This window comes from Nonomuraea sp. NPDC049625 (assembly GCF_040675285.1).
Taxonomy (GTDB): Bacteria; Actinomycetota; Actinomycetes; order Streptosporangiales; family Streptosporangiaceae; genus Nonomuraea; species Nonomuraea angiospora_A.
In genome coordinates, this window is sequence record NZ_JBFAOQ010000007.1 from 57,520 (window position 1) to 73,997 (window position 16,478).

Below are 16,478 nucleotides of genomic sequence, written 5' to 3' on the forward strand. Positions count from 1 at the left end.
GCACTATTCGACGCGAAGTAGCCGCGCTTGTTACGAGAACTCAGTCGTCCACCTCGACCCACGTCCAGCCGGCGCCGCCGGGGTCGGCGCGTACCGCCCGGGTGCGCCCCGCCGCCACCTTCACCCATCCCGGCTGCGGAGGCTCGGCGGGCACCGGCACCGGATCGGTGTCCGCGCCGAAGACGGCCGGCCGTCCCTTGACGATGATCGCGGGCCGCCCGCCCGTCAACGGGCGCCGATCGCCCTGGGGAGCGGGCGGGAGTGAGGGCCTCTCGCGGGGCGGCTCGACTTCGTGAACGCTCGCGGACGCGGCGGGGGATCGGGCGCGCAGCGGCCACCAGTTCGCCGGGCCCAGCAGCCGCAGGGCGGCGGGCACCAGCAGCAGCCGCACCAGCACGGCGTCCACCGCCACCGCCACGCACAGACCCACCCCGAGCAGCCTCACCACCGCGATCCCGGCCGTCGCGAACGCCCCGCCGGCCGCCACCGTCAGCAGCGCCGCACCGATGATCACCTCCCGCGGCTCCGCCACCGCGGAGTTCCCCGTACGCGCCTCCGAGACCAGGAACACCTGGTGGACGACCGACAGCCCGAACGCCACGACCCCGATCAGCAGCGCGACGGAGACGTCCAGGGGGCCGGCGAAACCCAGGAAGCCGCTCCGGAACACCCACCCGATCACCCCGAACGACGCAGCGGCGGACAGCAGGCTCGCGATCACCGCCGGAACGGGCAGCACCAGCGACCCGAAGGCGAGCGACAGCACCGCCGCCATCGCCGAGCACACCACCACCGCCAGCCATGGCAGCGTGCCGGAGAGCCCGGCCAGGAGGTCCAGCCGCGCCGCGACGGGCCCGCCGACCACGACCTGCCGGACGTCCGGCCCCTGGGCCGCGGACCTGATCGCGGCGACCAGGTCCCCGGCCTGCGCCGACAGGGGATCGAGGTCGTGGCGGACGGCCAGCCGCACCGCGCGGTTCGGCCGTGAGAGGCCCGCCGTCTCGACCCCGGTGACGTGCGGCAGCCGCTCCAGCCGCTCCGTGATGGGGCGGACGTCGAGCGCGGTGACGGCGGTGCCGTCCAGCGGCTCCACCACGACGTGCACGTCGATTGGCGACAGCGCGTTCCTGGCGAAGTCGCGCTCGATCGTCTCGGTCACCCGGCGGCCCTCGGAGGCGGCGGGCAGCGCCCGGTGGTCCGCGTTCCCGAACTCGACGCGCAGCAGCGGTCCCGCCAGCGCGACCAGCACGATCGTCACCGCCACCAGGTACACGACCGGCCGGCGCGCCACGCCGTCCCACAGCCCGCCGTCCCGCCGTACGGACATGGGCCTGACGCGCAGCGCGTCCACGCGCCGCCCGAGCACCCCCAGCAGGGCGGGCGCCACGAGCACCGCGACCACCGAGGCGACCAGCGCCACGGCCGCCGCCGCCAGCCCGAGCGAGCCCAGGAACGGCTGCGGGAACAGCGTCAGCCCCAGCAGCGACGTGGCCACGCTCACCCCGGCCACGCCCACGGTCCGCCCGGCCGTGGCCACCGTGCCCGCCACGGCCTGCTCGTTCGACGCGCCGCCCCCGATCTCCTCCCTGAACGCCCTGAGCAGGAGCAGCGAGTACGCCGCCGCAAGCCCGAGCCCGAGGAGCACGACGGCATAAAAGGAGTAGACGGACACCCCGGGCAGCAGCGCCAGCGCGCCGAGCACCGCGAGCAGCCCCACGACCAGCGGCAACAGGGCCGCCACCAGGCTCCCGAACACCACCACGAGCAGCACCAGCAGCACCGGCGCCGCGACCGCCCCCGCGCGGGCCAGGTCGGCGGCGGCCTCGCCGTCGAGCTCGGCCTGCACCGGCACCGGCCCGCCGACCGCGACGCGCAGGTTCTTGACGGCCCTGAGCCGCGCCGCCACCGCCGCGTAGCTCGCCCGCTTGGCGCCCTTCAGCGTGACGATCGCGTACGTCGAATGCCCGTCCCTGGACACCATCGCCTTCGACCCGGTCGTCCAGTACGTGACCACCCCGCGCACGTACTCGGCCGGCAGCCCCCGCAGCGAGTCGTGCACCGCCTTCTTGTAGCGCGGGTCGCGCACCTTGACCGCCGGGTGCCGGTAGAGGACGACCACGTCGGGGCTCTGGCCGGCGTACCACTCCGCGCTCCAGCGCGCGGCGGTCGCCGAGTCGGCGCGCGGGTCCTCGAAGCCGCCGCCCACCGCCTGCCCGGACAGCGCCAGCGGCGCGACGAGCAGGGCCGCCACCAGGCTGAGCGCCAGCAGCGTCCATCTACCGCGATAGACCAGCCGCCCCAATGGAGTCCCCTCGCCGACAGCAGGGTCCTAGCAAATTACGGGAGATCGAGGCTGGATTCTTGCCAAACGCGCACATATTCCGCTTCCAGTCTTGTCAGCGGGACCCAATATTCAGGCGACATCGGCGAGAGAACTCGGCAGAATGGCGGGGTTTGACTGTTTTCAGGGGGGCGTGCCGGTGCACAGTTATCTCAGCGATCTCGGGTTGCTCCGGGATCGCCGTTTCGCGCTGCTGCTGTCGGCGCGGACCCTGTCGGTCCTGGGCAGCGCGTTCGCCCCGGTGGCCCTGGCGTTCGGCGTGCTCGGCCTGCCCGGCGCCACCGCCGCGACCCTGTCCGTCGTGCTCACCGCCGAGTCGGTGCCCATGATCGTGTTCATCCTGTTCGGCGGGGTGCTCGCGGACCGGCTGCCGCGCAAGTGGGTGATGATGGCCGGTGAGTCCCTGATGGCGATGGGGTTCTTCGCGCTGGGCGCGATGCTGCTCGCCGGCTGGACCCCGCTGCCCGCGCTGTCCGCGGCGGCGGCGGTGACCGGGGTGGGTATTGCGATCATGTTCCCGGCGCTGACCGGGATCATCCCCGAGGTCGTGCCGCCCGACCGGCTGCAGGCCGGCAACGCCCTGCTCGGCCTGGGCCAGAACGCCTCGCGGGTGGCGGGCGCGGTGCTGGGCGGCGGCACGGTGGTGCTACTCGGCGGAGACGAGGGATGGGCCCGGGGCGGGGGCTGGGCGCTGGTCATGAGCGGCGCGATGTTCGCGGTGGCGGGCGCGCTGCTGGCGCTGCTGCGGCTGGAGCCGGTCGCGAACCGGCGGGAGCGGCACTCGGTGCTGGCCGACCTGCGGGACGGCTGGCGGGAGTTCAGCTCGCGGCAGTGGATCTGGGTGGTGGTCGCGCAGTTCTCGCTGATGGTCATGGCCATCCAGGCCGGTCACGGGGTGCTCGGCCCGCTGATCGCGAAGGAGACGCTGGGCGGGCCCGCGGCCTGGTCGGCGTTCCTGGCGGGCGAGGCGGTCGGCACGATCGTCGGCGTGCTGGTCGCGATGCGGCTGCGGCCGCGCCGGCCGATCCTGGTGGCCGTGCTGCTCTGCCTGCCGCCCGCGCTGCCGTACGTGCTGCTGGGGCTGGACGCGCCGCTCTGGGCGATCGTGGCCGGGGCGTTCGTGCTGGGCGTGTGCTTCGACGTGTTCGGCGTCCTGTGGCAGACCACGATGCAGCGCGAGGTCCCGTCCGAGTCGCTGTCGCGGGTGAGCTCGTACGACATGCTCGGGTCGATGATGTTCGGGCCGATCGGGCTGCTGGTGGCGGGGCAGGCGGCCGATCTGTTCGGCACGGAGGAGACGCTGCTCGCCTGTGCCGTCATCATCGTGCTGTCCACCCTCGCCGCCCTGCTGGCTCCCGGGGTGCGCAACCTGCGCGCCCCGGAGCGGGAGCCGATCTCAAGCTGACCTGAAGTAGGCGTTGGCCCTGGGCTGGAACATCAGCGTCACCGCCCCCAGCACGGCCACCACGTGCAGGATCCGGCTGCCCGCGAAGATCAGCCCCATCGCGTCCGTCCCGGCGACGGCCTCCGCGATCGAGCCGCCGGCCAGCAGCCACTGGACGGGGCCGATCACGAGAGAGAGCGTGCCGAAGACGCCGAGTGTCACGCCGAGGGTCCAGCGTGCCCAGTTCGCCCCGGCCTTGAGCCGCAGCGCCAGGAAGGCGGCCCCCGCGAACACCGCCAGCCGGATCCCGACCTGCGGCAGCAGTTCGGCGACCGTGGAGGCGCCCGTGTACAGCTGCTCGGAGACCACCAGCACGGTCTCCAGCGCCCCGAAGGCGACGGCGACCAGCCAGAGCATGGCGGCGGTGTGGACGACGGGCGGCGGGTCGGCTCTGCGGGGGGTGTCGAGGACGGTGGTCATGGCGTGGCCTCCAAAGGTGAATGACTACGCCTGAAGTGTCCGCTTTCGGGCGGGGTGGGGGCATGCCCGCTGGCCGCCGAGTTCCGGTGAGGCGAGCCCTACCACGCGTGCGCCGGAGGGCAGGCTCAGGCGATGATGAGCCGTACCACGACGCCCGCGCAGTTTCCCGCCACGCAGATCCGCACCGGCACCTCGGAGATGCCCGCGGCCGCGGGCACGCCGCTCACGTGGCCGTCGGGCCCGATGATCACGTCGCGGGGCAGCGTGGCGCGGTCGGTCACGGTGAACGTCGGCAGCACGCCGGACGGGCCGCCGTTGATGCCGATCTCCCCGTTCAGCGGGGTGCCGGCCCGGCCGGGGAAGGTCAGCTCGCGCGGCTCCCACGGCACGTTGCCGAGCACGACGAAGGTGAGCCGCTGGTCCTGGCACGACTGCCCCTCGCACATCCGGACGGCGGCGAGGTACGTGCCGGAACGCTGCGGCTTGCCGTACAGCAGGCCGCTCTGGTCGACCCTGATCCCGACCGCGAGGTAGCCGGGGCGGAACGTGACGCCCTTCGCGGCGGGCAGGAGCTGCTGGTGCACCTCGATGCCCTCGGTGACGTAGAAGGTGTCCTCGACCAGGCTCCCGTGCACGGGGTCGAGGGGGAGTTGCCGGGACATCGGCGTCATGGTGAGCGTGGGCACGGCGGCGGACAACGCGCACACGGCGAAGCCCGCGAGCAGGAACACCCACCACTGCCGCATAGCCACCCCCCCCGACCTCTCCCGGGGTAAGTACCCTCACCAGCGCGAACAGTCACTGGATAATCGGTCGCATGGCCGCTGAATCCGCTCAGACCCTGGAACGCGGGCTTCGCCTGCTGAGACTGCTCGCCGACGGGAGGGGCGGCCGGACGCCGACCGAGCTGAGCGCCGAGCTGTCGCTGAGCCGTCCCGTGGTGTACCGGCTGCTGACGACGCTGATGAACGAGGGGTTCGTGCGGCGGGACGCCGAGGGGCGGGTGCACCTCGGGTTCGGGGTGCTGGTGCTGGCGCAGGCCGTGCAGCCGCTGCTGCGGGCCGCGGCGGTGCCGACGCTGCGGCGGCTGGCCGAGGCCGTGGGCGCGACCGCGCACCTGACCGTGGCCGAGGGCGACGACGGGCTGGCCGTGGCGGTGGTGGAGCCGTCCTGGACCGACATGCACGTGGCCTATCGCGAGGGCTCGCGCCATCCGCTGACGAAAGGCGCGGCGGGGCAGGCGATCCTGGCGCTGCGCGAGGGGCGTGACGACTACTTCGCGACGGAGGGGCAGTTGCAGGAAGGTGCGCGGGGCGTCGCCGCGCCTGTCACCGGGCTGCCCTGGTTGGAGGCGTCGGTGGGGGTGGTGACGTTCGGGCCGCTCGAGGAGTCCACGGGCCCTCGGGTGGTCGCCGCCGCCGCCGAGCTGGCCGCCGCGCTGGGTTGACATCTCCAGGCCGATGGCGGACGGTTGTTACATATAAAGGACGTATTCGTCCGATAAACGGACATCATGGAGGCAGCGGATGCCGTACTACCGCGTCGTTGGGGAGGTGCCGCGCAAGCGGCACGTGCAGTTCAGACGGCCGGACGGTGGTCTCTACGCCGAGGAGCTGATGGGTGAGGAAGGCTTCTCGTCCGACTCCTCGCTGCTCTACCACCGCTACCTGCCGACCGCGATCGTCAAGGCGGAGGCGGTCACACCGACGGTGGAGACCCGGCTGGAGCCCAACCTGCCGCTCTCGCCGCGCCATTTCCGCACGCAGGAGCTGTCCAGCGCGGGCGACCTGGTCACGGGACGCATGCTGCTGGCGGGCAACGGCGACGTCCGATTGTCGTACGCCGTCAGCGACCGGCCGAGCGAGCTCTACCGCGACTCGATGGGTGACGAGTGCGTCTACGTGCAGGGCGGCCGGGTCCGCTTCGAGTCCACGTACGGCGTGATCGAGGCCGGCGAGGGCGACTACATCGTCATCCCGACCGGAACGATCCACCGCTGGGTGCCGGACGGCCAGGTCAGCGTGCTGGCCATCGAGGCGGCCGGGCACATCAGGCCGCCCAAGCGCTACCTGTCGCAGTACGGGCAGTTCCTGGAGCACGCCCCCTACTGCGAGCGCGACCTGCGCAGCCCCGCCGAGCCGTTCACGGTCGAGGGGGAGGAGGTGCCGGTGCTGGTGCGCACGCGGGGCGGGCTGAGCCGGCTGGTCTACCGCAACCACCCGTTCGACGTGGTGGGCTGGGACGGCTACCTCTACCCGTACGCGTTCAACATCAATGACTTCGAGCCGATCGTGAAGAAGACGCACGCGCCGCCGCCCGTCCACCAGACGTTCGAGGGGCCGGGGTTCGTGGTGTGCTCCTTCTGCCCGAGGCCGCTCGACTTCCACCCGGAGTCCGTGCCGATCCCGTACAACCACCACAATGTGGACTCCGACGAGTTCATGTTCTACGTGGGCGGCGACTACTCCGCGCGCAAGGGCTCGGGCATCGACATCGGCTCGATCTCGCTGCATCCCGCCGGGTTCACGCACGGGCCGCAGCCCGGTGCGGTCGAGGCGGTGATCGACGCGGTCTCCCGCGGCATCACGACGACGAGCGAGAAGGCCGTCATGGTGGACACGTTCCGCCCGCTCGACCTCGGGCAGGGCGCGCTGTCCTGCGAGGACACCGGCTACGCGTGGACCTGGTCACGATGAGCGTCTACACCGAACTCGTGGACGACGCGGGCCTGTTCCCGCCGACGTCCCTGCACATGGACGAGGCGCTGGCCCGCAACCGGCGCGACCAGGAGCACGGCAGCTCCGTGCTCACGCACCGGTTCCTGTGCCCGGCCAGCCGGCTGCACCGGCTGCGCGACATGGAGTACCGGCCGCGGCGGATCGGGCTGATCCTCGACCAGGAGGAGGTGCCCCCCTTCGACGACCTGCCCGTGGACTTCGTCGAGACCCGGCTGCCGCCGGGCCTCACGATCGAGGCGCTGGCCGGCCGGCTCCGGCTGCCGGCGGGAGTGCGGCTCTTCGTGGAGGTGGCGGCGGGGAAGGTGAGCGTCGAGGTGCCCGACGGGGTCGGGCTGAAGGTGCGCTGCGGCGGGCTGACGGCCGACACGTTCCCGTCGGCGGAGCATCTCGCGGCGTTCATCGGGTTCTGCGTCGAGCACGACATCCCGTTCAAGGCCACGGCCGGGCTGCACCACGCCGTACGCCACTTCGACCCCGCGCTGGGCGTCGACCGGCACGGCTTCCTGAACCTGGTGCTCGCGGTCTGCGAGGCCGTGGACGGGCGCGACCCGGTGCCCGTGCTGCGGGCCACGGACGTCGGGCATCTCGTACGGCTCGCGCAGTCCGTACCGAGTGAGACCGCGAAACGGGCGCGGCGGCTGCTGGTGAGCTACGGCTCGTGCAGCACCAGCATCCCCGTCGATGACCTGCGCACCCTGGGACTGATCGCGTGACGGAGGGAAATTTCGTGAGCTGGGGAGTGGACAACCTGCCCTACGGCGTGTTCTCGCGTCCGGGCCAGGCGCCCCGCGTGGGCGTCCGGTACGGCGACAAGGTGCTCGACCTGGCGCCCGCCCTGCACGACGAGGTCTTCGACGCGCCCTCGCTCAACCCGTTCATGGCCCGCGGGCGGACGGCCTGGCACGACACCAGGACGCTGATCCGCAACAAGCTCACCGGCGACCTCGCCGTGACCGAGCGGCACCTGGTCCCGCTGGAGCAGGTGCGGCTGCACATGCCGTTCGAGGTGGCCGACTACGTCGACTTCTACTGCTCGATCGACCACGCGAGCAACATCGGCCAGATCTTCCGGCCCGGCACCGAGCCGCTGCAGCCCAACTGGCGGCACCTGCCCGTCGGCTACCACGGCAGGGCCGGGACGGTCGTGGTGTCGGGCACGCCGGTCAGACGCCCGCACGGGCAGCTCGGACGCGGGGCGTTCGGGCCGTGCGCGAAGCTGGACATCGAGGCGGAGCTGGGGTTCGTGGTGGGTGTGCCCACCGAGCTCGGCTCGCCCGCCGGGGCCTTCGAGGACCACGTGTTCGGGGTGACGCTGGTCAACGACTGGAGCGCGCGTGACATCCAGTCGTGGGAGTACGTGCCGCTCGGGCCGTTCCTGGCCAAGTCGTTCGCCACGTCCATCTCGCCGTGGATCACGCCGCTGGAGGCGCTGCCCCGCGTCCCCGGCCGTGCCCAGGACCCGGAGCCGGTCGACTACCTGCGCAGGCGGGCGGACTGGGGGCTGGACATCTCCCTTGAGGTCCTGCTCAACGGGGAGGTCGTGTCCCGGCCCCCGTACGCGAGCATGTACTGGACGCCCGACCAGATGCTCGCGCACATGACGGTGAACGGGGCCTCCCTGCGGACCGGAGACCTGTTCGCCAGCGGCACAATCTCGGGGCCCTCGCGCGGCGAGCGCGGCTCGTTCATCGAGCTGACCTGGAACGGGACCGACCCGCTCAAGCTCGCGAACGGCGAGACGCGCTCGTTCTTGGAGGACGGGGACACGGTGACGATCCGGGCCACCGCCGGCGCCGTGACATTGGGGGAGGTTTCCGGAACTATCGTATAGGTGACTCAACGTGCTTGACCGCTGACTCGCCGCTACCCTGATGTCACCCCCTTCCCTCGGACAGCAGGAGTGACATGCGGCGGGCCGTGCTGACTTGTGTCGCCTTCCTCCTCCTGGTCTGCGGCTGCTCCTCGGCGCCGGCCAGGCCCCCGTCCGCGCCCCCGGTCGTGCGGGTCTCGCCCGCGTTCGACTCCACCCGGGCCCGCACCGACCGCGGCCTGGTGGTCAGGGCCCGCGGCGGCACGCTCAGCCGGGTGCTGGTCTCGGAGAGCGGGGAGCAGGTGCCCGGCCGGCTCGACGGCTCCCACACGATGTGGCGCTCCGCCTGGACGCTCAAGCCCGCGGCCGAATACTCGGTGACGGTCACGGCGACCGGCGCCGGCGGTCCGGCCACGGTCGCCGTCGGCCGCTTCCACACCCGGGCCGCGGTCAGGTCGTTCCAGGTGGCCGCGACGGCGCCGCTGCCGGGCGAGACGGTCGGCGCCGGCATGCCGGTCGTCATCGACTTCGACACTCCGGTGGAGGACAAGGCGGCCGTCGAGCGGGCGCTGGAGGTCCAGGCGCAGACGCCGGTCGAGGGTGCGTGGCGGTGGATCAGCGACACCCAGGTGGTCTACCGCACCCGGCGGTTCTGGCCGCCTCACCAGCAGGTCACGGTGACCGCGCATCTGGCCGGCGTACGCGCGGGCAGCGGCCTCTACGGCACCACCGACTCCACCTTCGCCTTCACCGTCGGGCGCAGGCAGACCAGCACGATCGACACCCGGACCCACCAGATGGTCGTCCGCCGCGACGGTGCGATCGCGCAGCGGATGGCCATCAGCGCGGGCATGGCCACCACCCCCGAATACACCACGACCAGCGGCATCCACCTGACCATGGACAAGGGCAACCCGGTCCGCATGGTCTCCCCGGGGCGTGTCAAGGGCGACCCCGGCTTCTACGACATGCTGATCGACCACGCCGTGCGCATCTCCAACAGCGGCGAATACGTGCACGCGAAGGACAACGTGTGGGCGCAGGGCCGGGCCAACGTCAGCCACGGCTGCATCAACGCCAGGCCCGACCAGGCGGCCTGGTTCTACGACACCTCCCTGCGCGGCGACCCGGTCACGATCGTCGGCACCGACCGGGAGCTCGGCTGGGACAACGGATGGGGTTTCTGGCAGCTCCCGTGGGAGAAGTGGCGCGAGGGAAGCGCCCTGGCCGAAGCCGATCCCGCGGGGGCACGGGTGCCACCGGGATGATTCCGGGATTACGGTAGAGAGGGGGGAACCAGTCGCGAACTCAGGCCCGTTGTCCCATCAGGAGGGCCGGACATGGATGAATGGATCATCTGGGTAATCCTCGCGGTAGTCCTCGGCGTGGCCGAAATATTCACCCTTACGGCCTCGCTCGGGCTTTTGGGTGCGGCGGCTCTGCTCACCGCCGTCACCGCCGCCATCGGGCTGCCCGTCCCCCTGCAGTTGCTCTGCTTCGCCCTGTCGTCCGCCGCCGGTCTGATGGTGCTCAGACCGATCGCGATGCGCCACATCAAGCAGCCTCCGCTGCAGCGGTTCGGCGTGGAAGCACTCGTCGGCAAGCCCGCCTACGTGGTCTCGGAGGTGACGGGCCGCGACGGTCGTGTGCGCATCGGGGGCGAGGAGTGGTCGGCGCGCGCCTACGACGAGACGCTGGTGATCCCCACGGGGGCGACCGTCGACATCATCGAGATCGAAGGGGCGACAGCCCTCGTATATCCCCGGGAGTGACTCATGGATCCGCTGTTGCTGGTCGGACTGCTCGTCATACTCTTCGCGGTGTTCACCGTGCTCAAGGCGGTGCGGATCGTCCCGCAGGCGCGGGCCCGCAACGTCGAGCGCCTCGGCCGCTACCACCGCACGCTCAAGCCGGGTCTCAACTTCGTCATCCCTTACGTCGACCGCGTCTACCCCATGATCGACCTGCGCGAACAGGTCGTCTCCTTCCGGCCGCAGCCCGTCATCACCGAGGACAACCTGGTCGTCGAGATCGACACCGTCCTCTACTTCCAGGTCACCGACCCGCGGGCGGCGGCGTACGAGATCGCCAACTACATCCAGGCCGTCGAGCAGCTCACCGTCACCACCTTGCGTAACGTCGTCGGCTCCATGGACCTGGAGAAGACCCTCACCTCGCGCGACACCATCAACAGCCAGCTCCGTGGCGTGCTCGACGAGGCCACCGGCAAGTGGGGCATCCGCGTCAACCGCGTCGAGATCAAGGCCATCGACCCGCCCAAGACCATCAAGGACGCGATGGAGAAGCAGATGCGGGCCGAACGCGACAAGCGCGCCGCGATCCTCAACGCCGAGGGCCAGCGGCAGTCGCAGATCCTCACGGCGGAGGGCGACAAGCAGAGCCGCATCCTGCGTGCCGAGGGCCAGCGCACCGCCGCCATCCTGGAGGCCGAGGGCCAGTCGCGCGCCATCGACCAGGTCTTCCAGGCCGTGCACCGCAACGACCCCGACCCGAAACTGCTGGCCTACCAGTACCTCCAGGTGCTGCCGCAGCTCGCGCAGGGCGACGGCAACACGTTCTGGGTGATCCCGAGCGAGGTCACCTCGGCGCTGCAGGGGGTCTCCCGGGCGTTCACGGAGGCCCTGCCCCGGTCGGCGGCGACACGGGAGGAGGCGCCGGAGACGTCGGAGTTCGACGAGGAGGTGGCCAAGGCGTCGGAGGCTGCGGCCGAGGCGGTGGCGGACGCGCAGGACGCCGAGAGCCCCGACGGCCCGCGCCAGCTCACCCAGGGCGTCGAGGAGCCGTCCCCGTTCCCCGACCTGGACCGCAAGCACACCGAGGCCGAGCGCTGACACCCCGGACCGGGCGCCCGCCGCGAGCCGGTGGGCGCCCCCGGTTGAGGGTCGAGGAGTGAGGCTTCGCGCTCGAGGGTGAGGTGAAGTGGTCGAGGAGTGAGGTCTGAGTCAGACGGGTTCAGGCGATGACTTCGAACAGGTGGCGAAGCCCTGGCAACGTCCCCTACGTTCTGTGGTCACTCGAATGCAACGGGCCAGGCGGACATGGCGAGAGCGGCGATGTGGTGGAGGTCGGACCGGGTGGCGCCGTCGCGGGACTGGGTGGACATGCCCTGGATGATGGCGGCGTAGAAGGTCGCCAGCCCCGCCGTGTCCGTGCCGGCGGGAAGGCGACCGGCAGCCAGGTCGTCGTCGATGCGTGCCTTGAGCGCCGCCTTGCTGCCTTCCCTGAAGCCGCGTAGCAGCTCCTCCACCTCGGCCGACTCCGGACCGCAGTTCACCGCCGCCGTGATGATCAGGCACCCCGTCGGATGCGAGCGGCTCGAATACTCGTCGGCGGCCTCGCGCAGCACACGTTCGATGGCCTGGCGGCCGGTCGGTTCCTCGGCGAGGGCCCGGGTCGTGAAGGCGCCGTACGTCTCCTGGTAGCGCCGCACCGCCTCCTCGAACAGCCGTCGCTTGTCGCCGAAGGCCGCGTACAGGCTGGGTGGGCGGATCCCCATGGCGGCGGTCAGCTCGGCGATCGAGGTCGCCTCGTAGCCGTGCCGCCAGAATGCGAGCAGCGCGGTCTCCAGCGCTGCCTCCCTGTCGAACGCCCGCTGTCTGGCCATGCCCACATTCTATAGCGATCGCTATGTTATGGTTTCTGTATCGATCGCTAAAGAAAGGTGGGGTGCCGGGATGAAGACCGCGCTCGTGACGGGAGCCAGCAGGGGCATCGGCCGCGCCATCGCGCTGCGCCTGGCCGGGGACGGCTTCCGCGTGGCCGTCAACTACGCCAGGGACGAGGCGGCGGCCGAGGAGGTCGTCGGCCTGATCGAGAAGGACGGCGGCAGCGCGTTCGCCGTGAAGGCCGATCTGGGCGAGGGGAGCCAGGCGCTGGCGGAGCGGCTGAAGGACGAGACGGACGTCCTCGACGTGCTGGTCAACAACGCCGGAATCGGGATGTCCCGGCCCATCGGCGAGGAGACCCCCGAGGCGTACGACCGGCTGTTCGACGTCAACGTCAAGGGGCTGTTCTTCCTCACCCAGCAGCTGCTGCCGCTGATCCCCGACGGCGGGCGGATCGTCAACATCACCTCGGGCGTGGCCCGCATCGCCTTCCCGGAGGGGATCGCGTACGCGATGACGAAGGGCGCGGTGCAGGTGTTCACGCTGGCCCTGGCCAAGGAGCTGGGCCCGCGCGGCATCACGGTCAACAACGTCGCCCCCGGCATCATCGACACCGACACCAACGCGGGCTGGCTGCGCGGCGACCCGCAGGCGCAGGCGTACGCGGCGAGCAGGCATGCCCTCAACCGGATCGGCCACGTGGACGAGATCGCGAACGCGGTGGCCTTCGTCGCCTCGCCGGAGGCGAGCTTCATCACCGGCAGCACCATCGACGCCACCGGCGGCGGAAACCTCTAGGAGCCTCGCATGCCCACGGTCACCCACAGCTCGGGCCCCGTCCACTACCAGCGGGCGGGCAGCGGGCCCGGCCTCGTCATGGTGCACGGCACCGGCGGCGACGCCGTCAGCAACTACGCCCACCTCGTGCCGGAGTTCACCGGCCTGCGCACGGTCATCACCCCTGACTACGCGGGCAGCGGCCAGACCGCCGACCCGGGCGGGGACCTCACGCTCGACCTGCTCGCCGGGCAGGTCGCGGCCACGTTCGAGGGCCCGTCCGACCTCGTCGGCTTCTCGCTGGGCGCGGCCGTGGCCGTGGCGGTCGCCGCCGAGCATCCGGAGCTGGTCAGGCGGCTGGTGCTGATCGCCGGCTGGACGCACGCGGAGGACTCCCGGCTGGAGCTGGGCCTGCGCACGTGGGCCAGGCTGGCGGCGACGGACCCGGAGAGCTTCGCCGCGTTCGGGCCGCTGGTGGCGTTCGGCCCGGAGTACGTGAGCGCGGTCGGCGCGCAGGCTCTCACCGCCGGAGAGCCGCCGCACGGCGTCCGCCGCCAGATCGAGCTGGACCTGCGCCTCGACATCAGGGACCTGCTGCCGAAGGTCACCGCGCCCACGCTGGTCGTCGGCAACACCCGGGACTACCTGATCCCGGTCGAGCACGCCCGGGCGCTGCACGCCGCCCTGCCCGGCAGCGAGTACGCCGAGCTGGACAGCGGCCACGTCGTCCTGCACGAGAAACCGGCCGAAGTGACGACCCTTGTCCGAGAGTTCATCACCCGCGTATCCGCCGATTGACCGTCCTGGTTACGCTCCAGCCTCATGCAGACCAAGAATCTCGCTCTCACCGGGGCCGCCGCGTTGTGCGCGCTGGTCCTGGTGGCACCCCCCGCGCAAGCCGGCGCCGCCTCGGTCACCGTCACCGTCATGGGCACGTCCGACCTCCACAGCAACGTCCTCAACTGGGACTACTTCAAGGACGCCGCGTACGCCGACAGCGCGGGCAACAGCGTCGGCCTGGCCAAGGTCTCCTCGCTGGTCAACCAGATCAGGGCCGAGCGCGGGGCGGACCGCACGCTGCTGTTCGACTCGGGTGACACCATCCAGGGCACCCCGCTGGCGTACTACTACGCCAAGGTCGAGCCGATCACCCAGACCGGCCAGATCCACCCGATGGCCAAGGCCATGAACGCCATCGGGTACGACGCCGTGACGCTGGGCAACCACGAGTTCAACTACGGTCTGCCGCTGCTGGCCACCTGGATCAAGCAGATGCGGGCACCGGTGCTCGGCGCGAACGCGGTCTACGACCGGACGGGGCTGCCCGCGTACAAGCCGTTCGTGATCAAGACCATGAAGGTCAACGGCGACAAGCCGGTCAAGGTCGGCGTGCTCGGGCTGACCAACCCCGGCGTGGCCATCTGGGACAAGGCGAACGTCGAGGGCAGGCTCCGCTTCACCGACCTGGTCGAGTCGGCGAAGAAGTGGGTGCCGGTCATCCGCGGGCTGGGCGCGGACGTGGTCGTGGTGACCGCGCACGCGGGCGACAGCGGCCTGTCGTCCTACGGCGGCGACCTGCCGGTCGAGAACGCCTCCGCGATGGTGGCCGAGCAGGTGCCGGGCATCGACGCGGTGCTGTTCGGGCACGCGCACAACGACGTGCCGCAGCGGTTCGTCACGAACAAGGTCACCGGTCAGCAGGTGCTGCTGACCGAGCCGGGCAGGTGGGGCCAGCGCCTGTCGAGGCTGGACTTCCAGCTCACCAAACAGCACGGAAGGTGGGTGGTCACCGGCAAGTCCGCCGCCACGATCAACACCAACACGGTCCAGGAGGACCCGAAGATCGTCCAGCTGCTCAAGCCGCAGCACGACACGACCGTGGGTTACGTGAACAAGGTCGTGGCCAAGTCGGCCCAGGCGCTGTCGGCCGCGGAGTCGCCGTACAAGGACACGCCGATCCTGGACTACATCCAGCAGGTGCAGGTGGAGACGGTCAAGCAGGCGCTGCCGGACAACACGCTGCCGGTGCTGTCGATCGCGGCGCCGTTCAGCCGCAGCGCCGTCTTCCCCGCCGGGGACATCCGCGTCAGGGACGTGGCCGGCCTGTACGTCTACGACAACACGCTGCTGGCGGTGAAGCTGACCGGCGCGCAGATCAAGGACTACCTGGAGTACTCCGCCAAGTACTTCAACCAGCTCGCTCCCGGTGACCCGGTGGACGTGACCAAGCTGACGAACGCCGGCAACACCCCCGACTACAACTATGACCAGCTCTCCGGGGTGTCGTACGACATCGACATCTCCAAGCCGGTGGGCCAGCGGATCGCCAACCTGTCCTACGACGGCGCGCCGGTCCCGGCCGGCAAGGAGTTCGTGGTCGCGATCAACAACTACCGGCAGTCGGGCGGCGGCGGCTTCCCGCACGTCACCGGCGCGCCGGTGCTCTACAACGCGCAGGTGGAGATCCGGCAGGCGCTGATCGAGTACGCCACCGCGAAGGGCACTATCGACCCAAGCGGGTTCGCCGTCCAGAACTGGAAGCTGACCAGGGACGGGGTTCCCGTCTTCTGACCCGCCGTTCACAGATAGGCCGTCACAGATAGGACGGCCCCGTGACCCGATGCCTGAACGTCCACCACACCCAGCCCTGGGCGGCCACCAGCAGCGGGATCAGGGTCAGGATCACCGGCACCAGCACGGGGCCGGAGGTGCCGGGCTCCAGCGGCAGCCGGAGCCCGGCCAAAATCCCCACCGCCGTCAGCGCGGCGGCCGTCAGCAGGTAGGTGCGGGCCTCGCCCGCCCCGCCCGACAGCAAGGCCGCCCGCTCCCGCAGCGTCCCGCGCAGCCGCAGGGCCGCGAACGCCAGCCCGTGCGTGGCGAACAGCACGGCCACCACGAGGGCGGACGCCATGCCGACCAGTACGTGGCTCAGCAGCGCCCCCCAGCTCAGCGCCAGCCCCCAGCTCCCGGCCACGATCGCGCCGTCCCAGAACGTCTGCCACCGCGGCCCCGGCATCCGCCCCCGCAGCCACAGCCCCATGTCACGCACGACCCACGACAGGACCAGCGCCACGACGGCCGTGTAGTTGCCGCTCAGCAGCTCGCCCTCCAGCTCGGGGAACAGCCCGGCCAGCACCCCCGCCGTGGCGACCAGCCACACCTCGTTACCCAGGAAGAACGGCGCGATGGCGGCGATCACCTCGCGGCGCTCGGCCGCCGTCCGGCCCAGGTACGGCAGCACCATGCCGACCCCGATGTCGGCCCCGGCCAGCACGAGGTAGCCGAGCGCGAAGAAGGCCAAGACGAAGATCTCCATGACGGC

Annotated in this window: 16 protein-coding genes; 11 read left to right on the forward strand and 5 right to left on the reverse strand. The window is 71.2% G+C overall.

Translation table 11 applies throughout. From position 1 onward, the window contains the following. Positions 1-40: 40 nt before the first annotated feature. Positions 41-2,302 carry an MMPL family transporter gene (locus tag AB0J87_RS29320; RefSeq protein WP_363970222.1) on the reverse strand — a complete coding sequence of 754 codons (2,262 nt, stop codon included), beginning with the start codon at positions 2,300-2,302 and terminating at the stop codon, positions 41-43. Positions 2,303-2,480: 178 nt separating this feature from the next. Between AB0J87_RS29320 and AB0J87_RS29325 the strand changes: the two genes are divergently transcribed. Continuing rightward, a complete protein-coding gene (locus AB0J87_RS29325) occupies positions 2,481-3,746 on the forward strand; it encodes an MFS transporter (RefSeq protein ID WP_363970224.1) in 1,266 nt (421 codons plus the stop codon). Here the strand turns inward: AB0J87_RS29325 and AB0J87_RS29330 are convergent. Both AB0J87_RS29330 and AB0J87_RS29335 read right to left on the reverse strand, forming a co-directional pair. Beyond that, positions 3,738-4,205, reverse strand: a complete 468-nt coding sequence (locus AB0J87_RS29330) for a hypothetical protein (protein WP_363970226.1) — start codon at positions 4,203-4,205, stop codon at positions 3,738-3,740. The two genes, AB0J87_RS29325 and AB0J87_RS29330, sit on opposite strands and share 9 nt — an antisense overlap. Positions 4,206-4,330: 125 nt before the next feature. Beyond that, positions 4,331-4,951, reverse strand: coding sequence for a hypothetical protein (locus AB0J87_RS29335; protein WP_363970228.1), 621 nt, complete (start codon positions 4,949-4,951; stop codon positions 4,331-4,333). 71 nt (positions 4,952-5,022) lie between these two features. Here AB0J87_RS29335 and AB0J87_RS29340 point away from each other — a divergent pair, with 71 nt between their 5' ends. The 7 genes from AB0J87_RS29340 to AB0J87_RS29370 all read left to right on the forward strand — a co-directional run bounded on the left by AB0J87_RS29340 (position 5,023) and on the right by AB0J87_RS29370 (position 11,605). Then, complete coding sequence (locus AB0J87_RS29340; RefSeq protein ID WP_363970230.1) at positions 5,023-5,652, forward strand: helix-turn-helix domain-containing protein; 630 nt, start codon at positions 5,023-5,025, stop codon at positions 5,650-5,652. A 79-nt stretch (positions 5,653-5,731) separates the two neighbouring features. Further along, the gene (locus tag AB0J87_RS29345) at positions 5,732-6,901 is read left to right on the forward strand and encodes a homogentisate 1,2-dioxygenase domain-containing protein (protein ID WP_350738398.1); all 1,170 of its coding nucleotides are present in this window, start codon (positions 5,732-5,734) and stop codon (positions 6,899-6,901) included. Next, entirely contained in the window at positions 6,883-7,656 is a 774-nt protein-coding gene (locus AB0J87_RS29350) for a hypothetical protein (RefSeq protein ID WP_363970232.1), read from the forward strand. The genes AB0J87_RS29345 and AB0J87_RS29350 overlap by 19 nt, the downstream gene beginning before the upstream one ends. Positions 7,657-7,670: 14 nt before the next feature. Continuing rightward, positions 7,671-8,774, forward strand: coding sequence for a fumarylacetoacetase (fahA, locus tag AB0J87_RS29355; RefSeq protein ID WP_363970234.1), 1,104 nt, complete (start codon positions 7,671-7,673; stop codon positions 8,772-8,774). A 74-nt stretch (positions 8,775-8,848) separates the two neighbouring features. Next, positions 8,849-10,021 carry an Ig-like domain-containing protein gene (locus AB0J87_RS29360; protein WP_363970236.1) on the forward strand — a complete coding sequence of 391 codons (1,173 nt, stop codon included), beginning with the start codon at positions 8,849-8,851 and terminating at the stop codon, positions 10,019-10,021. A gap of 72 nt (positions 10,022-10,093) precedes the next feature. Further along, positions 10,094-10,525 (forward strand): NfeD family protein, encoded by a 432-nt coding sequence (locus tag AB0J87_RS29365; RefSeq protein WP_350738386.1) that lies wholly within the window; start codon positions 10,094-10,096, stop codon positions 10,523-10,525. Positions 10,526-10,528: 3 nt separating this feature from the next. Further along, positions 10,529-11,605: an SPFH domain-containing protein gene (locus AB0J87_RS29370; protein WP_363970238.1), complete on the forward strand. Its 1,077-nt coding sequence runs from the start codon at positions 10,529-10,531 to the stop codon at positions 11,603-11,605. Positions 11,606-11,784: 179 nt separating this feature from the next. On the opposite strand, the gene AB0J87_RS29375 is transcribed toward AB0J87_RS29370, so the two are convergent. Beyond that, positions 11,785-12,378, reverse strand: a complete 594-nt coding sequence (locus AB0J87_RS29375) for a TetR/AcrR family transcriptional regulator (RefSeq protein ID WP_363970240.1) — start codon at positions 12,376-12,378, stop codon at positions 11,785-11,787. A gap of 70 nt (positions 12,379-12,448) precedes the next feature. On the opposite strand from AB0J87_RS29375, the gene AB0J87_RS29380 reads away from it, so the two are divergent. From AB0J87_RS29380 to AB0J87_RS29390, 3 genes are read left to right on the forward strand one after another with little or no spacing between them, the layout of a single operon-like run. Then, entirely contained in the window at positions 12,449-13,177 is a 729-nt protein-coding gene (locus tag AB0J87_RS29380) for an SDR family oxidoreductase (RefSeq protein ID WP_363970242.1), read from the forward strand. A gap of 9 nt (positions 13,178-13,186) precedes the next feature. Continuing rightward, a complete protein-coding gene (locus AB0J87_RS29385; protein WP_363970244.1) occupies positions 13,187-13,954 on the forward strand; it encodes an alpha/beta hydrolase in 768 nt (255 codons plus the stop codon). Between the two features lie 24 nt (positions 13,955-13,978). Next, positions 13,979-15,727, forward strand: coding sequence for a 5'-nucleotidase C-terminal domain-containing protein (locus AB0J87_RS29390; protein WP_363970246.1), 1,749 nt, complete (start codon positions 13,979-13,981; stop codon positions 15,725-15,727). 22 nt (positions 15,728-15,749) lie between these two features. On the opposite strand, the gene AB0J87_RS29395 is transcribed toward AB0J87_RS29390, so the two are convergent. Beyond that, complete coding sequence (locus AB0J87_RS29395) at positions 15,750-16,472, reverse strand: cytochrome d ubiquinol oxidase subunit II (RefSeq protein WP_363970248.1); 723 nt, start codon at positions 16,470-16,472, stop codon at positions 15,750-15,752. Between the last annotated feature and the right edge of the window lie 6 nt (positions 16,473-16,478).